This window comes from Sphaerochaeta pleomorpha str. Grapes, from assembly GCF_000236685.1.
Lineage (GTDB): Bacteria > Spirochaetota > Spirochaetia > Sphaerochaetales > Sphaerochaetaceae > Sphaerochaeta > Sphaerochaeta pleomorpha.
In genome coordinates, this window is sequence record NC_016633.1 from 1946421 (window position 1) to 1963715 (window position 17295).

At 46.9% G+C, this 17295-nt stretch carries 14 protein-coding genes; all 14 read right to left on the bottom strand.

Annotation, left to right across the window (positions count from 1 at the left end; all coding sequences use genetic code 11):
- Nucleotide 1: 1 nt before the first annotated feature.
- The 14 genes from asnB to SPIGRAPES_RS08935 all read right to left on the bottom strand — a co-directional run bounded on the left by asnB (nucleotide 2) and on the right by SPIGRAPES_RS08935 (nucleotide 17294).
- Nucleotides 2-1687: an asparagine synthase B gene (gene asnB, locus SPIGRAPES_RS08870; RefSeq protein ID WP_014270424.1), complete on the bottom strand. Its 1686-nt coding sequence runs from the start codon at nucleotides 1685-1687 to the stop codon at nucleotides 2-4.
- Between the two features lie 82 nt (nucleotides 1688-1769).
- A complete protein-coding gene (locus SPIGRAPES_RS08875; RefSeq protein ID WP_014270425.1) occupies nucleotides 1770-2966 on the bottom strand; it encodes an aspartate aminotransferase family protein in 1197 nt (398 codons plus the stop codon).
- Nucleotides 2967-3848, bottom strand: a complete 882-nt coding sequence (gene argB, locus SPIGRAPES_RS08880) for an acetylglutamate kinase (RefSeq protein WP_014270426.1) — start codon at nucleotides 3846-3848, stop codon at nucleotides 2967-2969.
- 2 nt (nucleotides 3849-3850) lie between these two features.
- Nucleotides 3851-5077, bottom strand: coding sequence for a bifunctional ornithine acetyltransferase/N-acetylglutamate synthase (gene argJ / locus SPIGRAPES_RS08885; RefSeq protein WP_014270427.1), 1227 nt, complete (start codon nucleotides 5075-5077; stop codon nucleotides 3851-3853).
- Between the two features lie 12 nt (nucleotides 5078-5089).
- Nucleotides 5090-6130: an N-acetyl-gamma-glutamyl-phosphate reductase gene (gene argC, locus SPIGRAPES_RS08890; protein WP_014270428.1), complete on the bottom strand. Its 1041-nt coding sequence runs from the start codon at nucleotides 6128-6130 to the stop codon at nucleotides 5090-5092.
- 95 nt (nucleotides 6131-6225) lie between these two features.
- Nucleotides 6226-6915 (bottom strand): GNAT family N-acetyltransferase, encoded by a 690-nt coding sequence (locus tag SPIGRAPES_RS08895; protein WP_014270429.1) that lies wholly within the window; start codon nucleotides 6913-6915, stop codon nucleotides 6226-6228.
- A gap of 30 nt (nucleotides 6916-6945) precedes the next feature.
- On the bottom strand, nucleotides 6946-7593 hold the full coding sequence (locus SPIGRAPES_RS08900; protein ID WP_014270430.1) for a cytidylate kinase-like family protein: 648 nt from the start codon (nucleotides 7591-7593) through the stop codon (nucleotides 6946-6948).
- Between the two features lie 168 nt (nucleotides 7594-7761).
- Entirely contained in the window at nucleotides 7762-8769 is a 1008-nt protein-coding gene (locus SPIGRAPES_RS08905) for a Gfo/Idh/MocA family protein (protein WP_014270431.1), read from the bottom strand.
- A gap of 3 nt (nucleotides 8770-8772) precedes the next feature.
- Nucleotides 8773-10899, bottom strand: a complete 2127-nt coding sequence (locus tag SPIGRAPES_RS08910; RefSeq protein WP_172635085.1) for a helix-turn-helix transcriptional regulator — start codon at nucleotides 10897-10899, stop codon at nucleotides 8773-8775.
- Nucleotides 10900-11025: 126 nt separating this feature from the next.
- A complete protein-coding gene (locus SPIGRAPES_RS08915; RefSeq protein ID WP_014270433.1) occupies nucleotides 11026-12144 on the bottom strand; it encodes a Gfo/Idh/MocA family protein in 1119 nt (372 codons plus the stop codon).
- The gene (locus SPIGRAPES_RS08920) at nucleotides 12145-12906 is read right to left on the bottom strand and encodes a sugar phosphate isomerase/epimerase family protein (protein WP_014270434.1); all 762 of its coding nucleotides are present in this window, start codon (nucleotides 12904-12906) and stop codon (nucleotides 12145-12147) included.
- 1 nt (nucleotide 12907) lies between these two features.
- Nucleotides 12908-14932 carry an alginate lyase family protein gene (locus SPIGRAPES_RS08925; RefSeq protein ID WP_014270435.1) on the bottom strand — a complete coding sequence of 675 codons (2025 nt, stop codon included), beginning with the start codon at nucleotides 14930-14932 and terminating at the stop codon, nucleotides 12908-12910.
- Nucleotides 14929-16065, bottom strand: coding sequence for a Gfo/Idh/MocA family protein (locus SPIGRAPES_RS08930; protein WP_014270436.1), 1137 nt, complete (start codon nucleotides 16063-16065; stop codon nucleotides 14929-14931). The genes SPIGRAPES_RS08925 and SPIGRAPES_RS08930 overlap by 4 nt, the downstream gene beginning before the upstream one ends.
- Nucleotides 16062-17294 carry a 4Fe-4S binding protein gene (locus SPIGRAPES_RS08935; RefSeq protein ID WP_014270437.1) on the bottom strand — a complete coding sequence of 411 codons (1233 nt, stop codon included), beginning with the start codon at nucleotides 17292-17294 and terminating at the stop codon, nucleotides 16062-16064. The genes SPIGRAPES_RS08930 and SPIGRAPES_RS08935 overlap by 4 nt, the downstream gene beginning before the upstream one ends.
- Nucleotide 17295: the final 1 nt, after the last annotated feature.

A 17295-nucleotide genomic window follows, 5' to 3' on the forward strand; every position in this document is an offset into this window, starting at 1 on the left:
GTTATTTGTTGTAAGCCTCGTCATGTACTCCAAAGATTGCCCTTCCGCTGGGCTCGTTCATCTTCTTGAAGGCTTCGTCCCATTCCAGGGCAATGGCGGTGGAACAGGCAACGGAGGCTTCATGGGGAACACACTTTGCAGCACTTTCACTAGGGAAATGGCTGGCGAACAGGGAACGGTAATAATACTCTTCCTTGGTGGCAGGCGTATTGACGGCAAAGCGCTTAGAGGCAGATGCAAACTGCTCGTCTGTCACCGCTTCGCTTGTCATCTTTTTAAGTGTATCGATCCAGTTATACCCGACACCGTCGCTGAACTGTTCCTTCTGCCTCCAGGTTATCTCGGGAGGAAGAAAATCCTTGAAAGCCTCGCGAACAATCCACTTTTCAATAAGGGGCTTGCCGTTCTCTTGGATCGGGGACATCTTTGACTCGGGATTCAGGTTCATGGCAATATCCATGAACTCTTTGTCCAAGAACGGAACACGCCCTTCAACACCCCAGGCTGCAAGAGATTTGTTAGCCCTCAGGCAGTCATAGAGGTGCAGTTTACTCAACTTACGTACGGTCTCTTCATGGAATTCCCTGGCATTCGGAGCCTTATGGAAGTAGAGATAGCCCCCGAAGAGCTCGTCACTCCCTTCCCCTGAGAGCACCATCTTGATTCCCATCGACTTGATAACCCTGGCAAGCAGATACATCGGGGTAGCTGCCCTGATAGTGGTAATATCATAGGTTTCCAGATGATATACAACATCGCTGAGTGCATCGAGGGCTTCCTGGATGGTAAAATGTACCTCATGGTGAACCGTACCAATGAAATCGGCTGCAATTTTTGCTGCCTTCAAGTCAGGAGAACCCTCCAGACCTATGGCAAACGAATGCAGACGAGGCCACCAGGCTGCTTCTGAGTCACCTGACTCTACACGTTTCTGGGCATACATGGCAGTGACAGCTGCAATAACCGAACTATCAAGTCCGCCTGAAAGCAACACCCCATAAGGAACATCACTCATGAGCTGGCGCTTAACTGCGGCTTCCAGACCCGTACGGACAGCTTCTACGCTGCTTGAGTTGTCTTTAACGTTGTCATAGCTCTCCCAGGAACGGGAATACCATTTGGTAGCAGCTTTGTCCGGGCTGTAGAAATACTGACCTGGGAAAAATTCCTCGATAGTCGTACAGGTACCCTCAAGGGCCTTCAACTCGCTGGCGACATAATAGCGACCTTCACCGTCCCAACCCTGATAGAGGGGAATAATTCCCATATGGTCACGGGCAATGAAATAGACATCTTTTTCCCTATCGTAGAGGGCAAAGGCAAAAATCCCGTTGAGTTCCTCAAGGAAATCGGGCCCTTTGTCCCTATAGAGAGCCAGGATGACCTCACAGTCACTCTGGGTCAAGAATTCATAGGTACCTTCATACTGCTTGCGGATTTCCTGGTGATTATAGATTTCGCCGTTGACAGCAAGAACCAAATTACCATCTTTGCTATAAAGCGGTTGTCCTCCACTGAGCGGATCGACGATTGCCAGCCTTTCATGGCTGATAATCGCGTCCGATCCCGTATAGATACCGGACCAATCCGGACCTCTATGACGAATCTTCCGCGACATGTCCAGTACCTTGGCCCGCAAGGGAGCACTGTCACCTTTGATGTCAAACATACCTACAAATCCACACATATTCAGTACCTCCAGATACAAAAAAGACGTTCCTCTCCCTTAAGATTGGAACGCCTTTGTTCTTGGGAGGATAGTACTTGCTTCAGGCCAAAGATGCAAGAGCCAGATCGACAATTGCCATTGCTTTATCAATATCACCCTTTTCTACAACCAAGGGAGGAACGAACCTGAGCACATCATATCCCGCACCCAAAACCAACAATCCCTGCTCAAAACAGGCATCTACAACCTTTCTTGGAGGAATTGATAACACCAACCCATCTAGCAAACCCCTGCCCCTTACAGAAAGGCAGAGTGTCGGGTATTTTATTACCAGCTTCTCCAGTTCCGACCGAAGGTAGGCACCCATTTTTTCCACGTGGGAACAAAGGTCCGTTTCTTGCAAACGCCCTATCATTTCGCATGCACCAGCCATGGCCAGGGCATTGCCACCAAAAGTAGAGGCATGGTCGCCAGGAGAAAATACCCTATCGGCCTTCCCCTTGGTGACCATTGCACCGGCAGGGACTCCCCCTGCAAGCGCCTTGGCCAAGGTTAGGATATCGGGCTGGACCCCATAGGTCTGGAAGGCAAACGGCTTTCCGCTCCGCCCCATCCCGCATTGCACCTCGTCGAAAATCAAAAGCAGGTTCTTTTCGTCGCAGAGATCCCTCAACCCTTGGAGAAATTCCTTGGTTGCCGGGACGATGCCCCCTTCACCCTGGATAGGCTCGACCATAATGGCGCAAGTAGAGTCAGAAACCGTAGCTTTCACACTTGCAAGGTCATTGAAGAGTGCATAGGAGAATCCGGTTGGAAGCGGATCGAAATTGACATGGTATTTATCCTGCCCTGTGGCTGTAATGGCACCATAGGTCCTGCCGTGGAATGAATGGACCATGGTAACGATATCTGTCCGGATTGGGTCAGAGGAATGGCCGAACTTACGGGCAAGCTTCAAAGCAGCCTCGTTTGCCTCTGCCCCGCTATTACAGAAAAACACCCTGTCCATATCGGCAAGCTCAGTCAAGGTCTTTGCCGCTTTGATGGCATAGGTATTGTAATAGAGGTTTGAACAGTGTAGCAAACCACTGTCCAGGACCCCTTTCAGAGCCTTGGTAAGGCCTGCATCGCCATAGCCAAGGGCGTTGACTGCAATGCCTCCGACAAAATCCAAGTATTGCTTCCCATCAACATCGGTAAGATAACAACCCTTACCACTGGAAAATACTACCGGGACCTGGCTATAGGTATCGAGCAGGTATTGTTTACCCGCATTGATCAGTGTCTGTGCTTCCAATTACTTTTCCTCCCTCGTTACCATTGTCCCGATACCTCGGGTAGTGAAGATTTCCAGCAAAATCGCGTGGGTAACCCTTCCATCGAGTACGTGAACACTCTTCACACCTTTTTCAAGTGCATCGAGACAACACTGTACCTTTGGGATCATGCCCCCGTTTATCGTTCCATCGGCAATGTAATCCATCGCCTGGTTTTCAGTCAGGAAACGCAGAATGGTCGAAGGATCATTCTTATCCTTGAGAATCCCCTCTACATCAGTGAGAAAAATCAACTTCTGCGCAGAGAGGGCCCCGGCAACCGCACTGGCTGCATAATCGGCATTGATATTATACGTCTGGGAATGCTCATCAACCCCAACAGGGGACAAGACCGGAACAAAGCCATTGCCGAGCAAGGTGTTGAGCAAGGTCGTATCGACCTTGTCTATTTTGCCGACGAACCCGAGGTCCCGCCCTTTGGCATCCAGTTTCTTTGAGGCGAGCAGCGTATGGCCGTCTTTTCCGCTAATCCCGACCGAAGGGATGCCCACTGCCTGCAATTCCTCCACCAGGTCTTTTCCGATTGAACCGGAAAGGACCATCTCCGCGATTTTCGCAGTTTCCTTGTCAGTTACCCGCAACCCATCGAGAAACTCAGTCTGTTTTCCCATTTTCTGCAACATCTCGGTAATCTCTTTTCCACCGCCATGCACCACGACCGGGTTCAACCCGATGTATTTCATCATGGCAATATCCTGGACAACCGACTTGCGCAGTTTCTCGTCAATCATGGCCGACCCGCCATATTTGACAACTACTACGTTACCGGCAAACTTGCGAATATACGGAATGGCTTCGATGAGTACCTCGGCCTTGAGGATTTCCTGTTCCAAATGTTTCATCATCAACTCCTATAGTCCCCGTTGATCCGCACATATTCGTACGAAAGGTCACACCCCCAGGCAGTCCCCGATCCCGAACCTTCCCCGACGTTGGCAAAAACCTGTACTTCTTTCTCTAACAGAATGGTTTTGGCAAGTTTTTCGTCGAAGACAATCGGCTGCCCTTCTTTGACCACGACGAGGCTTCCTTTTGCCGAGGCAAAGGAAAGGGTTACACAAGCAGGATCGAATGAAGCCCCGCTGTAGCCCATGGCACAGAGAATCCTTCCCCAGTTGGCATCGCTCCCGAAAAAAGCAGCCTTTACGAGATTGCTCTTTACCACCGAACGGGCCAAAGTCTGTGCTGTCTTCTTGTCCCTGGCCCCGTTTACCTGCACCTCGATAAACTTCCCTGCCCCTTCACCGTCTCGAACAATCGCCTTGGCAAGATACGTATGGACATAATCGAACGCCTGGGTGAAATCGTCCCAATAAGGACCGCCGGGAACAAGGGAGGGACATTGGCTCATGCCATTTGCCAGTACCAGAACAGTATCGTTGGTAGAGGTATCACCATCGACACTGATCATATTATAACTATCAACAACCGTATTACCTAAAAGCTGCTGCAACACACTTTTCTCGATAACTGCATCGGTAGTGATAAAGCTCAGCATGGTAGCCATATTCGGGTGTATCATACCGGAACCTTTGGCCATACCCCCGATATGGACCATCGTATCACCGATAGCAACCTCAACTGCTATTTCCTTGGAGAAGGTATCGGTGGTGCAGATAGCCTCAGCGGCAAGGCTTGCCGCCTCTTTCCCTTCTTTCAGTTCTTTTGCACAGAGTCCAATTCCCTTGGTTACCGTATCCATGGGAAGGGGAACACCGATAACCCCGGTGGAGCAGACAAGGATAGACTCGGAACCAAAGGATTTTCCCAGTGCCAGGGCAGTCAGGGAAGCCATGGTTTTGGTATCTTCCATGCCTTGCTTGCCCGTACAGGCATTTGCATTGCCACTGTTGATGACAATCCCCTTTACCGTTTTTGACTCTGCTACAAGTTTCTGGTCCCAGAGTACAGGGGCTGCCTTCACAAGGTTTGTGGTAAAGGAGCCGGCAAAGGTGCATTCCTGTAAGGAAACCACCAGGGCCAAGTCTTTCTTCCGCTTCTTGATACCACTGGCAATACCACTGGCCAAAAAGCCTTTTGCTGCGGTTACACCGCCTTCAATTGTATGCATGGGGCTGATCTCCTATAAGGGGTTTGCAACACAGGCTACCAAACCAGTCTGTTCGCCTAGGTTGCATCGTATATTCATGTTCTGAACCGCCTGGCCGGCAGCTCCTTTCATCAGGTTGTCAATCGCACCGACGGCAATGACACGATTCGTACGATGGTCTACCACCCACCCGATCGCACAACTGTTGGTTCCTTTTACGAAACGGGTTTCAGGAAGGGAGGAACCCATCAGGCGAATAAACGGTTCGTTCCCATACCACTTGCGGTAGGCTTCTTCAATCTGTTGTTCGGTAACGCCTTTTTTAAGACTGGCATAGCAGGTAGACAGGATCCCACGGTTCATCGGAACCAAGTGGGGCGTAAACTGAACCAAAAGAGTTTCGCCTGCAATGCGGGAAAGCTCCTGTTCAATCTCAGGGGTATGCCGGTGGGTTGTAACACCGTAAGCCTTGCATGATTCATTGCATTCACAGAACAGGGAAGCGGTTTTTTCTGCTCGCCCGGCTCCGCTTACCCCACTTGCACTGTCAATGATGATCGTGGATCGGTCGATAAGGTTTTCGCCTACAAGAGGAGAGAGCGTCAAAATGGAGCAGGTGGTATAACATCCGGGGTTCGCTATCAAAGAAGCGCTCTGTATCTTTTCCCGGTTGAGCTCACAGAGCCCATAGACTGCTTTTGCCAGCAACTCTTTGCTCCCATGCTTTGCTTTGTACCAAGTCTCATAGGTAAGCGAATCAGAGAGTCGAAAATCGGCGCCAAGGTCAATTACGATACATCGGTTTAAAATCTCCTCACTGACAAGGTCGCTGGCCATGGGGCTGGGCAAAGCCAGAAACAGGACGGAACAACGCTGACTCGCCTTTTGGAGGTCCTCTTCTTCCAGAACCAGGTCGCATAAGCCCTGCATGGAGGGATATACAGTGGAAAACTTCTTCCCTGCATACGAATGTGAGGCAAGATAGGTTATAGCTACTCCACTGTGATTGGAAAGCAAATACACCAATTGGGCGCCTGCATATCCTGTTGCTCCGATGATTCCGACGTTGACCATACCAACCTCCAAATACGTTAGTGGTATAATTATACAAAAACTCGGAAAAATAACTAGCTTTTATGTATATATTCTCACAATTTTATGCATAAATATTAATCAAACCAAGTAATATCACTTACAGAAAAAGAAAATCCTAGTTTTTGATGGAGAGAGATTGAGGCATTATTCCCTTTCACGATATTGCAGTAGGGAATCTGCCCTTGGGCAAGAAGCCTGTTGCAGTAGTGTTTCTCAAGGGCAAAAGCCAGACCCTTCCGCCTTGCCTGGGGGAAAATCTCGAGCATTCCCAGGGCACCCTCAACGTGGCACCCCATGAAACCGGCAAGCTCCCCGTCGAGAAGAACTCCCTCAAGGACACCGGAAACAATTCGCTCATGTATATAGGAAGGTGAAACAAGATGATAATTGCGAATCACCTGTTGCTCGTCAGCTAGGACAATTTTCCTGAAAGAAAACGTTGGGTCCTCATTGAACGGCTGCCCTTTGAGGTATGCTGCCTGTATGCATGACAGATCCTTGCGATACCCTTCTGCTTCTAGCAGGGGTATGCAGAAATCCTGATGGCAACAAACAGGGCGGCCATCATGGTTGATCAGAGAAACCAATTTTGGAGCTTCCCTTTCCTCAAAGACCGTAAGGATCCATGACCCGCCATTTTTTATGTTCAGCAAGACTCCAGAGTCGTCGGCAACGACAACACAAGCCTTACCTTGCTTCAGCGGCTGCAGCATATCAACATGGTCCAGAAGCCCATGGGCTTCTAGTATTTCTTGAGCATCCATGAAAAAACCTTACTGCAAAGAATCCCTTTTTTACAACGATTCAAGCATCATTTTGACATGTTTCTTGAGTACTTCGTCAATTTCTATCTCTGAAACCTTATACGTGGCACCATAGCGCCCATTGGCCATCAAATTCTTGTAGGCAGTGGCTATCCATTCCATAGCCTGTTTTGGTGTGACTACTCCGGTATCGATAATCAAATCAAAGTCCTGGGCACTGTTGCAGTCAAGATGCAGGTCAGACTCAAGGAAAGACTGGCGAACGGCATCGTTATTGGTGATATGCTTTTCAGCTTCCTCGCGGACCATTCCATGTACTTGCATCTGCCTTTCCACACGGAGTCCAAAGGGTGCTTTGACCCTGACATTGAGCACATCGCCATATTCCTTGAATATCCCAAAACCGCCCCTTCCGACAATAACTACATTGCCATGCTGTGCAATAGATCGCATGGTCTGGATAAGGAACTCAACCGTTTTGGCACGCTGTGCATCGAATCGTTCCCAAAAGTTTGGCTTGTTATCATAGACTTCGTCGAACTGGCTGAATCCATATTCACGCATAATGCGAGCTATGAATTGTTTGTCTACATAAACCAAGCCAAGATTCTTTGCAACTTCCTTTCCAATATAGGAACCTGCACTGCCCATCTCCCTGGAAATAGTGATAACGCCCATGGCATCCTCCCTTTTTTTCCCTCAGGGAATGTACTTCAACTTCATTCCTGAAAGGTCTTACTAGGCGACTGACAAGAACATGACTGGAAACAAAGACGATAACGCCTCCTGTAACTCTATTGTAGGCATCACAAAACAGAGAAGTCAAGGAAAGGACAAGCAGGGAATTCAATCCCTGAGTTGCAACAACTTCCCTTTTGAAAGCTTGATTGCAGAAATAATCTTCACAGATTCCCTTGCAGAAACTGCATCGACACAGACAGGCTTGTCTTCAAGCACAGAGGAATAGAACGACTCAATCAATCGACCATGGGAAAGGCCCCATTCACTTTTCTCACCGGTAGCGACCTCCGACGGAAAAAACTCTTGTCTTCCATCACTGACTATCTCCAACCCCTTTTGCTCCACCTTCATACGCCCCTTTTCGCAGACGATCTCAAGGGAAGCTGTTTTGAATTCCTTTGCACAGTTGGTAAAGTATCCGACAGCGTGAAAACCAGCCTCAAAATTAAAATTGACCATTATGGAGTCTTCTACCTCATATTCTGTGTTTTGCCGCAAATGTGCATCCACTGCAGACAAACTCGAAACCTTCCCACACAGATATTGCAGAAGATCCAAGGTATGGATCGACTGATTGATGATGCATCCCCCTCCCTCAGTCTCGTAGCGACCTCTCCAGGGACTCTTCGCATAATAATCACCCTCCCTGTGCCACATCACCAAGGCAGCCGCGCTGATTATCTTCCCATAGGCTTCCCTTTCCAGCAGGTCCTTGGCCATCAGGGAGGCTTCATTCAACCTGTTTTGAAAACAAATGCACAACTTTCGGTTTGTGGCCTGAGAAACGGCAAGCATGCGATTGGCATCGCTTACATGAATAGACAATGGTTTTTCGCATAAAACATCTTTTCCACTCTCCAAGGCTTTTATCACCAGTTCGGGATGGGTGAAATGAGGGGTTACGATATGGATACAATCGACACGCGGGTCTTGCAGCACATGGTCCAGATTATCAGTGGGTTGCCCCCCGAAAAGAAGACTGAAAGCCTCTGCTTTCGGTAAGTCGATATCCACACAGTACAACAAATGGGCTCTATTGCTTGCCTTTATTGCCTTGCCATGGTTTCTCGCTACTGCACCGCAACCTACAACGGCAACACCTAATCGTTTCAATTTCTATACCTCTTTTCCTGATTTTATCAGATCCTTATAATTTCCGGGCGTCATGGCTTCTTCACTCTTAAAGACCCTCATGAATGTCCTCAAACTTCCAAAACCACACTTTTCTGCCACAATATCAAGATTTCCATCCTCTTTAAGCAATCTTTTCGCATATACGATACGGGCACTGTTAATGTAGTCGGAAATCAACTGACGGTTATATTTCTTAAAAAGTCTGGACAAATTGACAGCTGACAAATTCATTTCATCGGCAATCGACGAGACACTCATATTTTTATCGCAGAAATGCTCTTCAATATAGGCTACAACCAAATTATAGAGGGCAAGATCCCTCTGGTCCTGGACACTAACCACGTTTCTTGACACAACCTCGCAAATCTGGTGTATCACCTCTTCTAAATCCTCCTTGACCTGGTCAATCGAGGTATTCTGGAGAATCGGATGTAAATTTATCTCCGGATAGGAGGAAAAAAGCTTTTCATCAAGCCTGCTGAACACTTTGATTACCGTCCCGGCAATATTTAACATCAGGAATCTCAAGACCTGTGGGGTTATTTCTTTCTCGATATTCACCTCGATAACCGATGAAATTGTCTCCAGTACGCTTTTCTCATCCCCAATCTTCAAGGCGTTCGCAATTGCAAGCTCTACCTCTATCGAATATTCAAAGCTCCGCCCTCTTACCATTTTTATCATATCACGATAAAAAACGGGTTCCGGTGTTTTGGGGGAACGAAGGGTGAAGGACAGGACATCCTGAGCCTGGGTTAAAGCCCTTGACAGATACAGCGGGGTATAATGTAAATCAGAAGAATAGAGATGAAGTGAATGGTGTGTTTGCACTGCCAACATTACTGAGGAGATTAAACCATATTCCTCCTCGATATTTTTTTCCGGGACATTCAGCAGAAAACCTGTATACGAACCTGGCCGAAAGCAAAAACATGACATTCCCTGGTCCTTGAACAGGGCAATGATTGCCTTCGCTGTTTCTTCGCTGACCTCGTTTTCCCTGCATACCAATACAAAAAAATACGTGGAACTGAAATCAATTCCATTGCTTGCCATCAGATTCTTGTCCGGTACCTTCTGGTTATGTTGTTTCTCAACCAAGGAAAGTATCAGTTGGCTTTGCAGGAACTGACCTTTTTCCTTTTTCTCATTCTGGATCCTGACAATGGAATCTCCGATATAAGACAATTCATCACCCTTTCCCTCAAACGGTTTATCCTCAAAGATCCTTAGTACGGTATCGACCCGTTTGTAACTTTTCCTGGTCAAGGTCAACACAAAGGCAATACCGGTCACAAAGCAGAAAAGCAGACAAATGAAAAAGGTTTTCTGAATGAGTACAGCTTTGGCAAGGAAGGTTTCCTTGTCTGCATAGATCATATAGGTCCAGTTCTGGATATCACTATTTGCGGTCGCAAACATATAACTCTCGCCTTCCACTTCTTTATCAAAGACATTTTCCTTATTGGAATCTACATACGAGGCAACATCAGAAAGGCCAAAAGGAACAGTATTGTTATAATAGATAACATCAAGGCGGTTTCGGTCAAAAACAACAATGTTTCTCGTAGTCTCTGTATGCATCCGCTCCCTATCGAGTAAAAAAACAACATTGCTATATACCTGACCTCTCGGAATAAGCCTCAAAGGCTTTATCATGAGCGTTTTTTTGGCAACCCCACCTCCTTGGGTAACTACAGAAAAATCAAGGAATAAGGGCGAAATATACTTTTTCATTATGAGCGTGTTATATTCCTCATAACTCATCGAGGCGCCCTGGAGATAGGCATTATAGAACAAATGACTGTCCGCATAACTATTACTGCCTATTGCAAGGTCAAATGAGGGAATATAAAGAATAACTTCTTCCAGTTTCTCATGGCCACTGATTATTTTTGCCATCGCCTGTTGGGCAAGAAACAGATCATATGATTCCAGACTCTCTCGGTTTTCACTTTTCAATACGTTCGACACCGGTGGAGAATTTGCCAAATCCTCACTGATAGAAGAAGCTTGCTGCATCAGACCATCCCAATATATCTGGACTTGTCCAACCGAGAGCGTGTTGTAATATTGGATTTCGCCTTTCAGCATAGAAACATAGTACATAGAGATAAAAACAAACACAAAAAGCGGTATTAAAAATACCGCCATATAGGAGATAAACCATTTAACTTCGATGCTCTGTGTATTAGAAAAATGCTTTCCCATTCTTATTTGTTTTACTTCCTCATCTCATTTTTTTGAATTGCGAATCTTATGTTGCAAGAGATCATAATACAAATCTGCATCAATAGGTAAGGAAACCCAATTCCCTTCCTGCCAGGAAGACAAATGGATTGCATTCGATAGTGCCAGACCTTTTATGCCTTCCTCGCCAGGGACCATTAAGGAAGTACCATGCAATATTGCGTCACAGAAATTCTGTAATATTCCGCAATGGCTTGTATAGGTTCCCTTCGTGGGAATCTCGATTTTCCAGCACTCAGGCTGACCAATGCCTCCTATGAAGCGAGCATTGAATGCAGAGCAAGATTCCCTAAGCCGATGGAATACGATAGAGTCATTCTCGACAACAATTTTGCCTCGATCTCCACATATTTCCAATCGATTGGTTCCCGGAGCATCTGCTATTGTCGTAATATAACATCCCGTAGCGCCATTTGGATATTCAAAAATCGCATATACATCATCCTCTACTTCTATATCCCTGTGTTTCCCATAATATACTTGTGAACGGATTCTTGAAGGCATGCCACATATCCACTGGAACAAATCAAGATTATGAGGGTTCTGATTTAGCAAGACACCTCCGCCCTCACCTTTCCAGGTAGCTCTCCAAGGACTTTGATCATAGTAACTCTGAGCTCTGAACCAATTGGTGATTATCCAGTTGGTTCTTGTTATTTCCCCAAGCTCTCCACTGGTAACAAGCTCCCGAACCTTTTGGTATAAGGGATTCGTCCTTTGATTGAACATTACCCCGAATACCAATTCGGGATGTTTTCTTGCTTCCTCGTTAAGTTCCTGTACCTGCTTTGTATACACCCCGGCAGGCTTTTCCACCATGATATGCTTACCATTTTTCAAGCCGGCGATACCGTAGACAGGATGCAAATAATGGGGAACGCAAATATGGATGGCCTCAACCAACGTAGAGGCAATGAGTTCTTCAGCGGTAGAGAAAACCGCCAGGCTTTCACCGTACAGGTTCCTCGCCGATTCCCGTTTTTTTTCATCAATGTCTGCAATTGCAACCAGCGTACAATTTGGCACCTTGCCAGATGTCAGCGCTTTTGCATGCTGAAAACCAATAGTACCAAATCCGATAATCCCTAGTTTTACTTTTTCCATTTATTTGTATGACCTCAAAGTGTTAAGCGAACGTATTGAATCCTCTTGCATATGCTCGGTCTTTCCCTCGATACTCATCGTTCCTTGGTATCCTATCTGGTGCAAGGCTGCAAAAAATGCATCAATGTCCGGATCGCATTGCACGGGATAGCAGCGAGTATCCCTGATTGCGATGTGCGTGTGTACAATCTCCCTAATCATGGTTATCTCAGCAAAATCCTCATTGTTTTTCACCATATGGAACATATCGGATAACAACTTCACGTTGTCTTTGGAAACCACCGATACCAACATCTCCCCTTCTATGAGAGTATTGAGCATATTGGTCTCATCATGGTTCAAGGACTCAATGGCGATGGTAATTCCATATTTTGCAGCGACGTCGGCGGTTTTCCTGGTAACGGCAACCAGTCGTTCAAATCCTTCCCTGTAGCTCATGAAAGAAGGAAGATTACGGCTTTTCCCTGAACCAAACACGGCAATATCAGCACCCAGACGATGCATCCTCGAAAAGGCGGTTTCCAGATAATCGAGCATTTCCATTTGCTGCTTTTCATTCAGTTGAAGCAAAGCCAAAGTCTTTGGAAATAGCAAATTGCACCGTTCCACCTTGATTTTTGCCTGATTCACCTGGTTGCAGGCCTGATTGAATTCTTCTTCTGTCATGGCAGCAAGGCCATTCAAGGGAACTTCCAGATACTCAAACCCCAGTTTTTCAGCCTCATCTATCTGACTGATTTTTCCACATAGACCAAATCTCATCTTATTTATCCTTTCCGATTGCAATTTCCTGACCAAAAGAAACGGAATAACCAGCTATCCTGACATGTGCCTGAACAGAGGACAATTCCACTTCCCCTTGAACTGCATACGGGGCAATAATGGTTACAAAACGTAGGGGAGCTGTTTTGTGAGAACAGATACAGAGTTGGGGAGTCGGTTGACGATTCGGGTAGCCATAGGAAACCCAACCGCCCTTTGGATCTTCGCTTCCTTCCAATTGGCGATTTAGGGAGTCAGGATCCGAGCAAAAAACAGAAAATCCGTGCTCAGTCCCCTTTTGTGTCGTATACCGATAGCCTGTCCTCGATTCTTGTTGCAAAGTCCCCGGGGCAAAATTGAAATACAACCGAATATCATGGTTTTCCTTGCCCGGACCTGTCAGTTCATCTTCCAGAATATAGATATCGTTGGGCAAACGGACAAACCTCCTCCTATGAAAAAGGGAATCCTCCATAAACGCGTAGCCGTTATGGGAAATATCCATAATCCAGAAGTCATCCTTTTTTTCGAATTTATTGACCAAGGTGCGTACCCCGCGAACCCTCTCAACCCCGCTGACAGTGCCCATGATATGGTTATCGACGGCAATCGTATTATGTGAGGCAACCCCGGTAAAATAGGCTCGCCAGTCTTTCCAACAGGAACTGTTGTATATATAGCGACCACAATCGATGAGGATATCCTCACCTTTGACCATCAATTCCAGATGGCCTTGGTCATTATGGCTATGGGTGCTTCTTTCGCCTCTTTCCAGCCAGACCCCATGTAAAAGGGCATAGGAATCATCCGCTCCATATCCACTCCTCATAAGATATATTCCGGCATCAAACCGTTTCGCCAAAATTGCCGGGGCCTCTCCTTCCTTGCGGCAAGTAGCGACATATAAAAAGTCTTTTCTGCCAGTCAGGGTATGCATTATCTTGAAATAGGACCGCAATTCGTTCAAATCTTCAGGATCAAAACTCAGGTTCATGCCTTCATACAAAGAGGTATCGCTACGACTGGTCGTCAGATCATCCCTATCGGCATCCCCGAACATCGGAGTGGAGAGATCCGGTTTGACCAATGTCATTACATATTCAGCTGTCCGCTCCAATATCGAAAGCATATACGGGGCAACCTCGATAGTATTGAGGACACACATCCGGTAGGCCTGTAAAAATGCAATGCTCGCAACCATATGGTAAATCGGGGTACGTTCCATATGGACCCCGTCGTTGTCAAAACAATAGAGCACTTCATGCATCACCCGTTGGTAGCCGGTTTTGAACCACGATGTCGCCTTGCTAAATTCTGGAAAGAAAATACCGCATTGGAACAAGGCCGAACATTCCATACTCAGCCAATTGCTGGAACGATTGTGATTGCTGTAATGCGTCATCAAGAATTCTGCATGGTCATGGATCAAATCCAAGAAAATCATCAAAGATTCATCGTCGAAAGCAGATGAGGACCTGAAGACCTCAAAGCAAGCCAACCAGTTCGTATAGATTCTCATCCCAGTCTCTATCGTTCGCCAGGCATGACCAGGAAACTTGAACTTGGTTTCAAACGTGCTGTCTTCCATGAAAGGCTCAACAGGCCACGCCAAGGCAAAACTGCGCATCTGAGCAACAAATTCCCTGACATACTTTTCGTCCTTCGTCTGGGCATAGGCTCGAACCAAAGGCTGCCAATAGATTGTCCTGTACAACGACCAAGACCATTCGTTATCCCTAGAGGTATTTTCGGTTGGGTTAAAATGCCAGTCAATCATATTGCCGAATTGATGCCCGTAGATATATTTGTTCAATGTATCCTCGGCCTCTTTCAATACCAAGGGGTCAAGGCAGGACCCGGCTTCATCTTTAGAAAAAAGGTATAGGGGCTCCTTTCTGGTCCTAAAATGGTTGAGTATCGCACTTGCAGCCTCTTTTTGGTTTCCCTGTTCAAGCAAAGCCTTTGCTTCGATGAATTCGTCTCTCTTCAGATCAATCCTATCTAAAAAATCTTCAATTTCACTCATATGGTTTCCTCGATTTTGTTTAATGAAGGCAAGCTAGCTTCGGCATAGCAATCAGAGAAGAGTTTTGCCAACCCTTCGATTGGATAGAACACATCCCCGGCATCTTCCCACCTAGCCCCTATATTCAGCAACGAGGGCAAATCCTGGACAGCGGCAATGACCCGTAAATGCTCCTTGCAGGTTTCCAATTCACAACTAGGACGCCTGTCCTTGCCTGACAAAAAAATCGCTTCATGGAATTTCTGCAACTTATCACCCTGCCCAAAGGCCGAATAATCCTTGATCAGATTTCCTGACAGATCATACGAGGTAATACCCGTGCCACCATCCTTGATGACCGCCCGGGAAAAATGATATTCAAAAAAAGGTCCGATTTTGCTTTCCTTGATGCAATGGGCCGTATAGTAATAGAGGGGAGTGCCATTGACATCCTTTGCACAAAGGGCAACTGCATCATAGTTCTCGATTGTTGGATTGCCCTTGAGGGTAATACCCTCAACTGATTTCACTGTAGTCGTGGAATTCCACCCATTGCCCAAGACAAACAACATATTCTGGAAGTCATGGGCGCAAGCATTGCTAAAGGGACTGTCATAGACCTTCGTTCCGTGAACAATTTTTCTGCCTGCCCAACTATTGCGGGTGTAATAGGATTCACCTCTTCTCATCAAGCGAATAGCCTTGAGCAAAACGGGTTTTCCATATATACCCTGCTGGATATCTTTTTTCAGGGCTTGTATATCGGGTCGGTAGCACATCTGATATCCTATGGCTACGAGTGTCCCGCTCTTCCTTTGCAGTTCAATCAATTCATACAACTCGGCTTCCTCGATGCAAGGAGGCTTCTCACAGAGAATATCCTTACCTTTCAGCAATGCCTTTTTCATGTATTCGAAATGCGTATGGATAGGGGAAGCGATAACTACCAAGGTACACTCACTGTCTAGGGCCGTATCATAATTCTCGTAGATTTTGATACCCCGAGAAAGGATATCCTCATAGCGGGCACTCCTTGCAGCATAGGGATCACAAATTCCCTCCACCGAATAATCGTTAGAAGGACAATCCAAGACCTCCTGCAAATAGTTTTCACCATATCCCCCGATTCCAACCAACAAAATTCTTGGCTTCATCGGTTTTTTTCCTCGTACGCATCCTTCAGTATCTTACCTGCATCTACAGACAAGGCTCCGACAGGACAGACCTGGAAGCAATACCCGCAACCGATGCAACTGTCCAATTTATGGGCAACTTTTCCTTCCAGGACCAAGCTATCTTGCCAACAGACATCCACGCAATGGCCACAGCCAATGCATTTCTCTGCATCCACCTGAGTCTGTTTGTACCTGTTTCCCAAACAAGCTGTCCGGTAATCACTAACTTCCTTGTCCATGGAAAAAAGTTTCAAAGCATCGCCGGTCAGACTTTTCATATCAGGGTAACCATTGGAATCCATCCAGGCCTCTGTTTGCCTGATAACGTTTTTGACGGCAGAAACCCCACCACTGCAGGCAAGTGCACCAATCTGGACACAGTTGGAACCAGCCATCAAAATTTGCAAAGCCTGTGTATGGCTGAACACCCCGCCACCTGCAAACAGGGGAAGGTCGATACCATTGGTTCTGGCTTCGGCTATTGCATAACAAACAATGGGGGTTGCCTGGGTTCCGCCATACCCAGAACCCGGACGAGCCTGGGTTGTCTTCCAATCGAGATCAAAGACAAAACCTTTCCAACGGGCAGTCGGCCCCACGGCCGTAGCCCCGGCAGCTTTTGCATATCGCATGGAAGTAAGGACATCACAGCTTTCCAAGGCCAACTTGACCATGACAGGAGTTGAGGGAACCGCTGCCTTGATCATCTGGGTGCAATGGGCAACCAACTGGTAATACTGGAAGGTCCGGTCTTTTGCAACGGCTACCCCTGGGGTATTGAAATGGAGCTCTATCGCATCGGCTCCTGCCAAGGTCAATTCCTTGGCTTGCCTGATCCACTCCTTTTCCCAATCCCCACCCTTGACGATATCGCTATAGTGTCCCACCGATACCCAAAGTTTGATATCCTTGTCCAAATTTCTCTTGATTGCCCTGACCTCTTCGCAATACTGCTCCAAAGTCGAAATACTATCCTTTATCTGGGTGCCTACGGCATGGCTATGAATCGCCGAACCACCGAACATAGCCTTGGCCGAAGGGTAGACATAAGAGCCTCCACCGCTTCCATGCCCGAAATTTCTCAGGACCAAAGCCCCAGGTCGGGCAGCCGCGCTTTTCAACAGATTTCTTGCACCCTGGGTAGCAGGGGACGAAGCGATGACAAAAGGGTTGATCATATCGAATTCTTCTACATATAAGTCTGCCATA

Bases quoted from the DNA above. Each gene is read 5' to 3' on its own strand.
- asnB (WP_014270424.1), bottom strand. From the start codon at position 1,687: ATGTGTGGATTTGTAGGTATGTTTGACATCAAAGGTGACAGTGCTCCC.
- argB (WP_014270426.1), bottom strand. From the start codon at position 3,848: ATGAAACATTTGGAACAGGAAATCCTCAAGGCCGAGGTACTCATCGAA.
- argJ (WP_014270427.1), bottom strand. From the start codon at position 5,077: ATGCATACAATTGAAGGCGGTGTAACCGCAGCAAAAGGCTTTTTGGCC.
- argC (WP_014270428.1), bottom strand. From the start codon at position 6,130: ATGGTCAACGTCGGAATCATCGGAGCAACAGGATATGCAGGCGCCCAA.
- SPIGRAPES_RS08895 (WP_014270429.1), bottom strand. From the start codon at position 6,915: ATGGATGCTCAAGAAATACTAGAAGCCCATGGGCTTCTGGACCATGTT.
- SPIGRAPES_RS08900 (WP_014270430.1), bottom strand. From the start codon at position 7,593: ATGGGCGTTATCACTATTTCCAGGGAGATGGGCAGTGCAGGTTCCTAT.
- SPIGRAPES_RS08910 (WP_172635085.1), bottom strand. From the start codon at position 10,899: ATGTACTATGTTTCTATGCTGAAAGGCGAAATCCAATATTACAACACG.
- SPIGRAPES_RS08915 (WP_014270433.1), bottom strand. From the start codon at position 12,144: ATGGAAAAAGTAAAACTAGGGATTATCGGATTTGGTACTATTGGTTTT.
- SPIGRAPES_RS08920 (WP_014270434.1), bottom strand. From the start codon at position 12,906: ATGAGATTTGGTCTATGTGGAAAAATCAGTCAGATAGATGAGGCTGAA.
- SPIGRAPES_RS08925 (WP_014270435.1), bottom strand. From the start codon at position 14,932: ATGAGTGAAATTGAAGATTTTTTAGATAGGATTGATCTGAAGAGAGAC.
- SPIGRAPES_RS08930 (WP_014270436.1), bottom strand. From the start codon at position 16,065: ATGAAGCCAAGAATTTTGTTGGTTGGAATCGGGGGATATGGTGAAAAC.
- SPIGRAPES_RS08935 (WP_014270437.1), bottom strand. From the start codon at position 17,294: ATGGCAGACTTATATGTAGAAGAATTCGATATGATCAACCCTTTTGTC.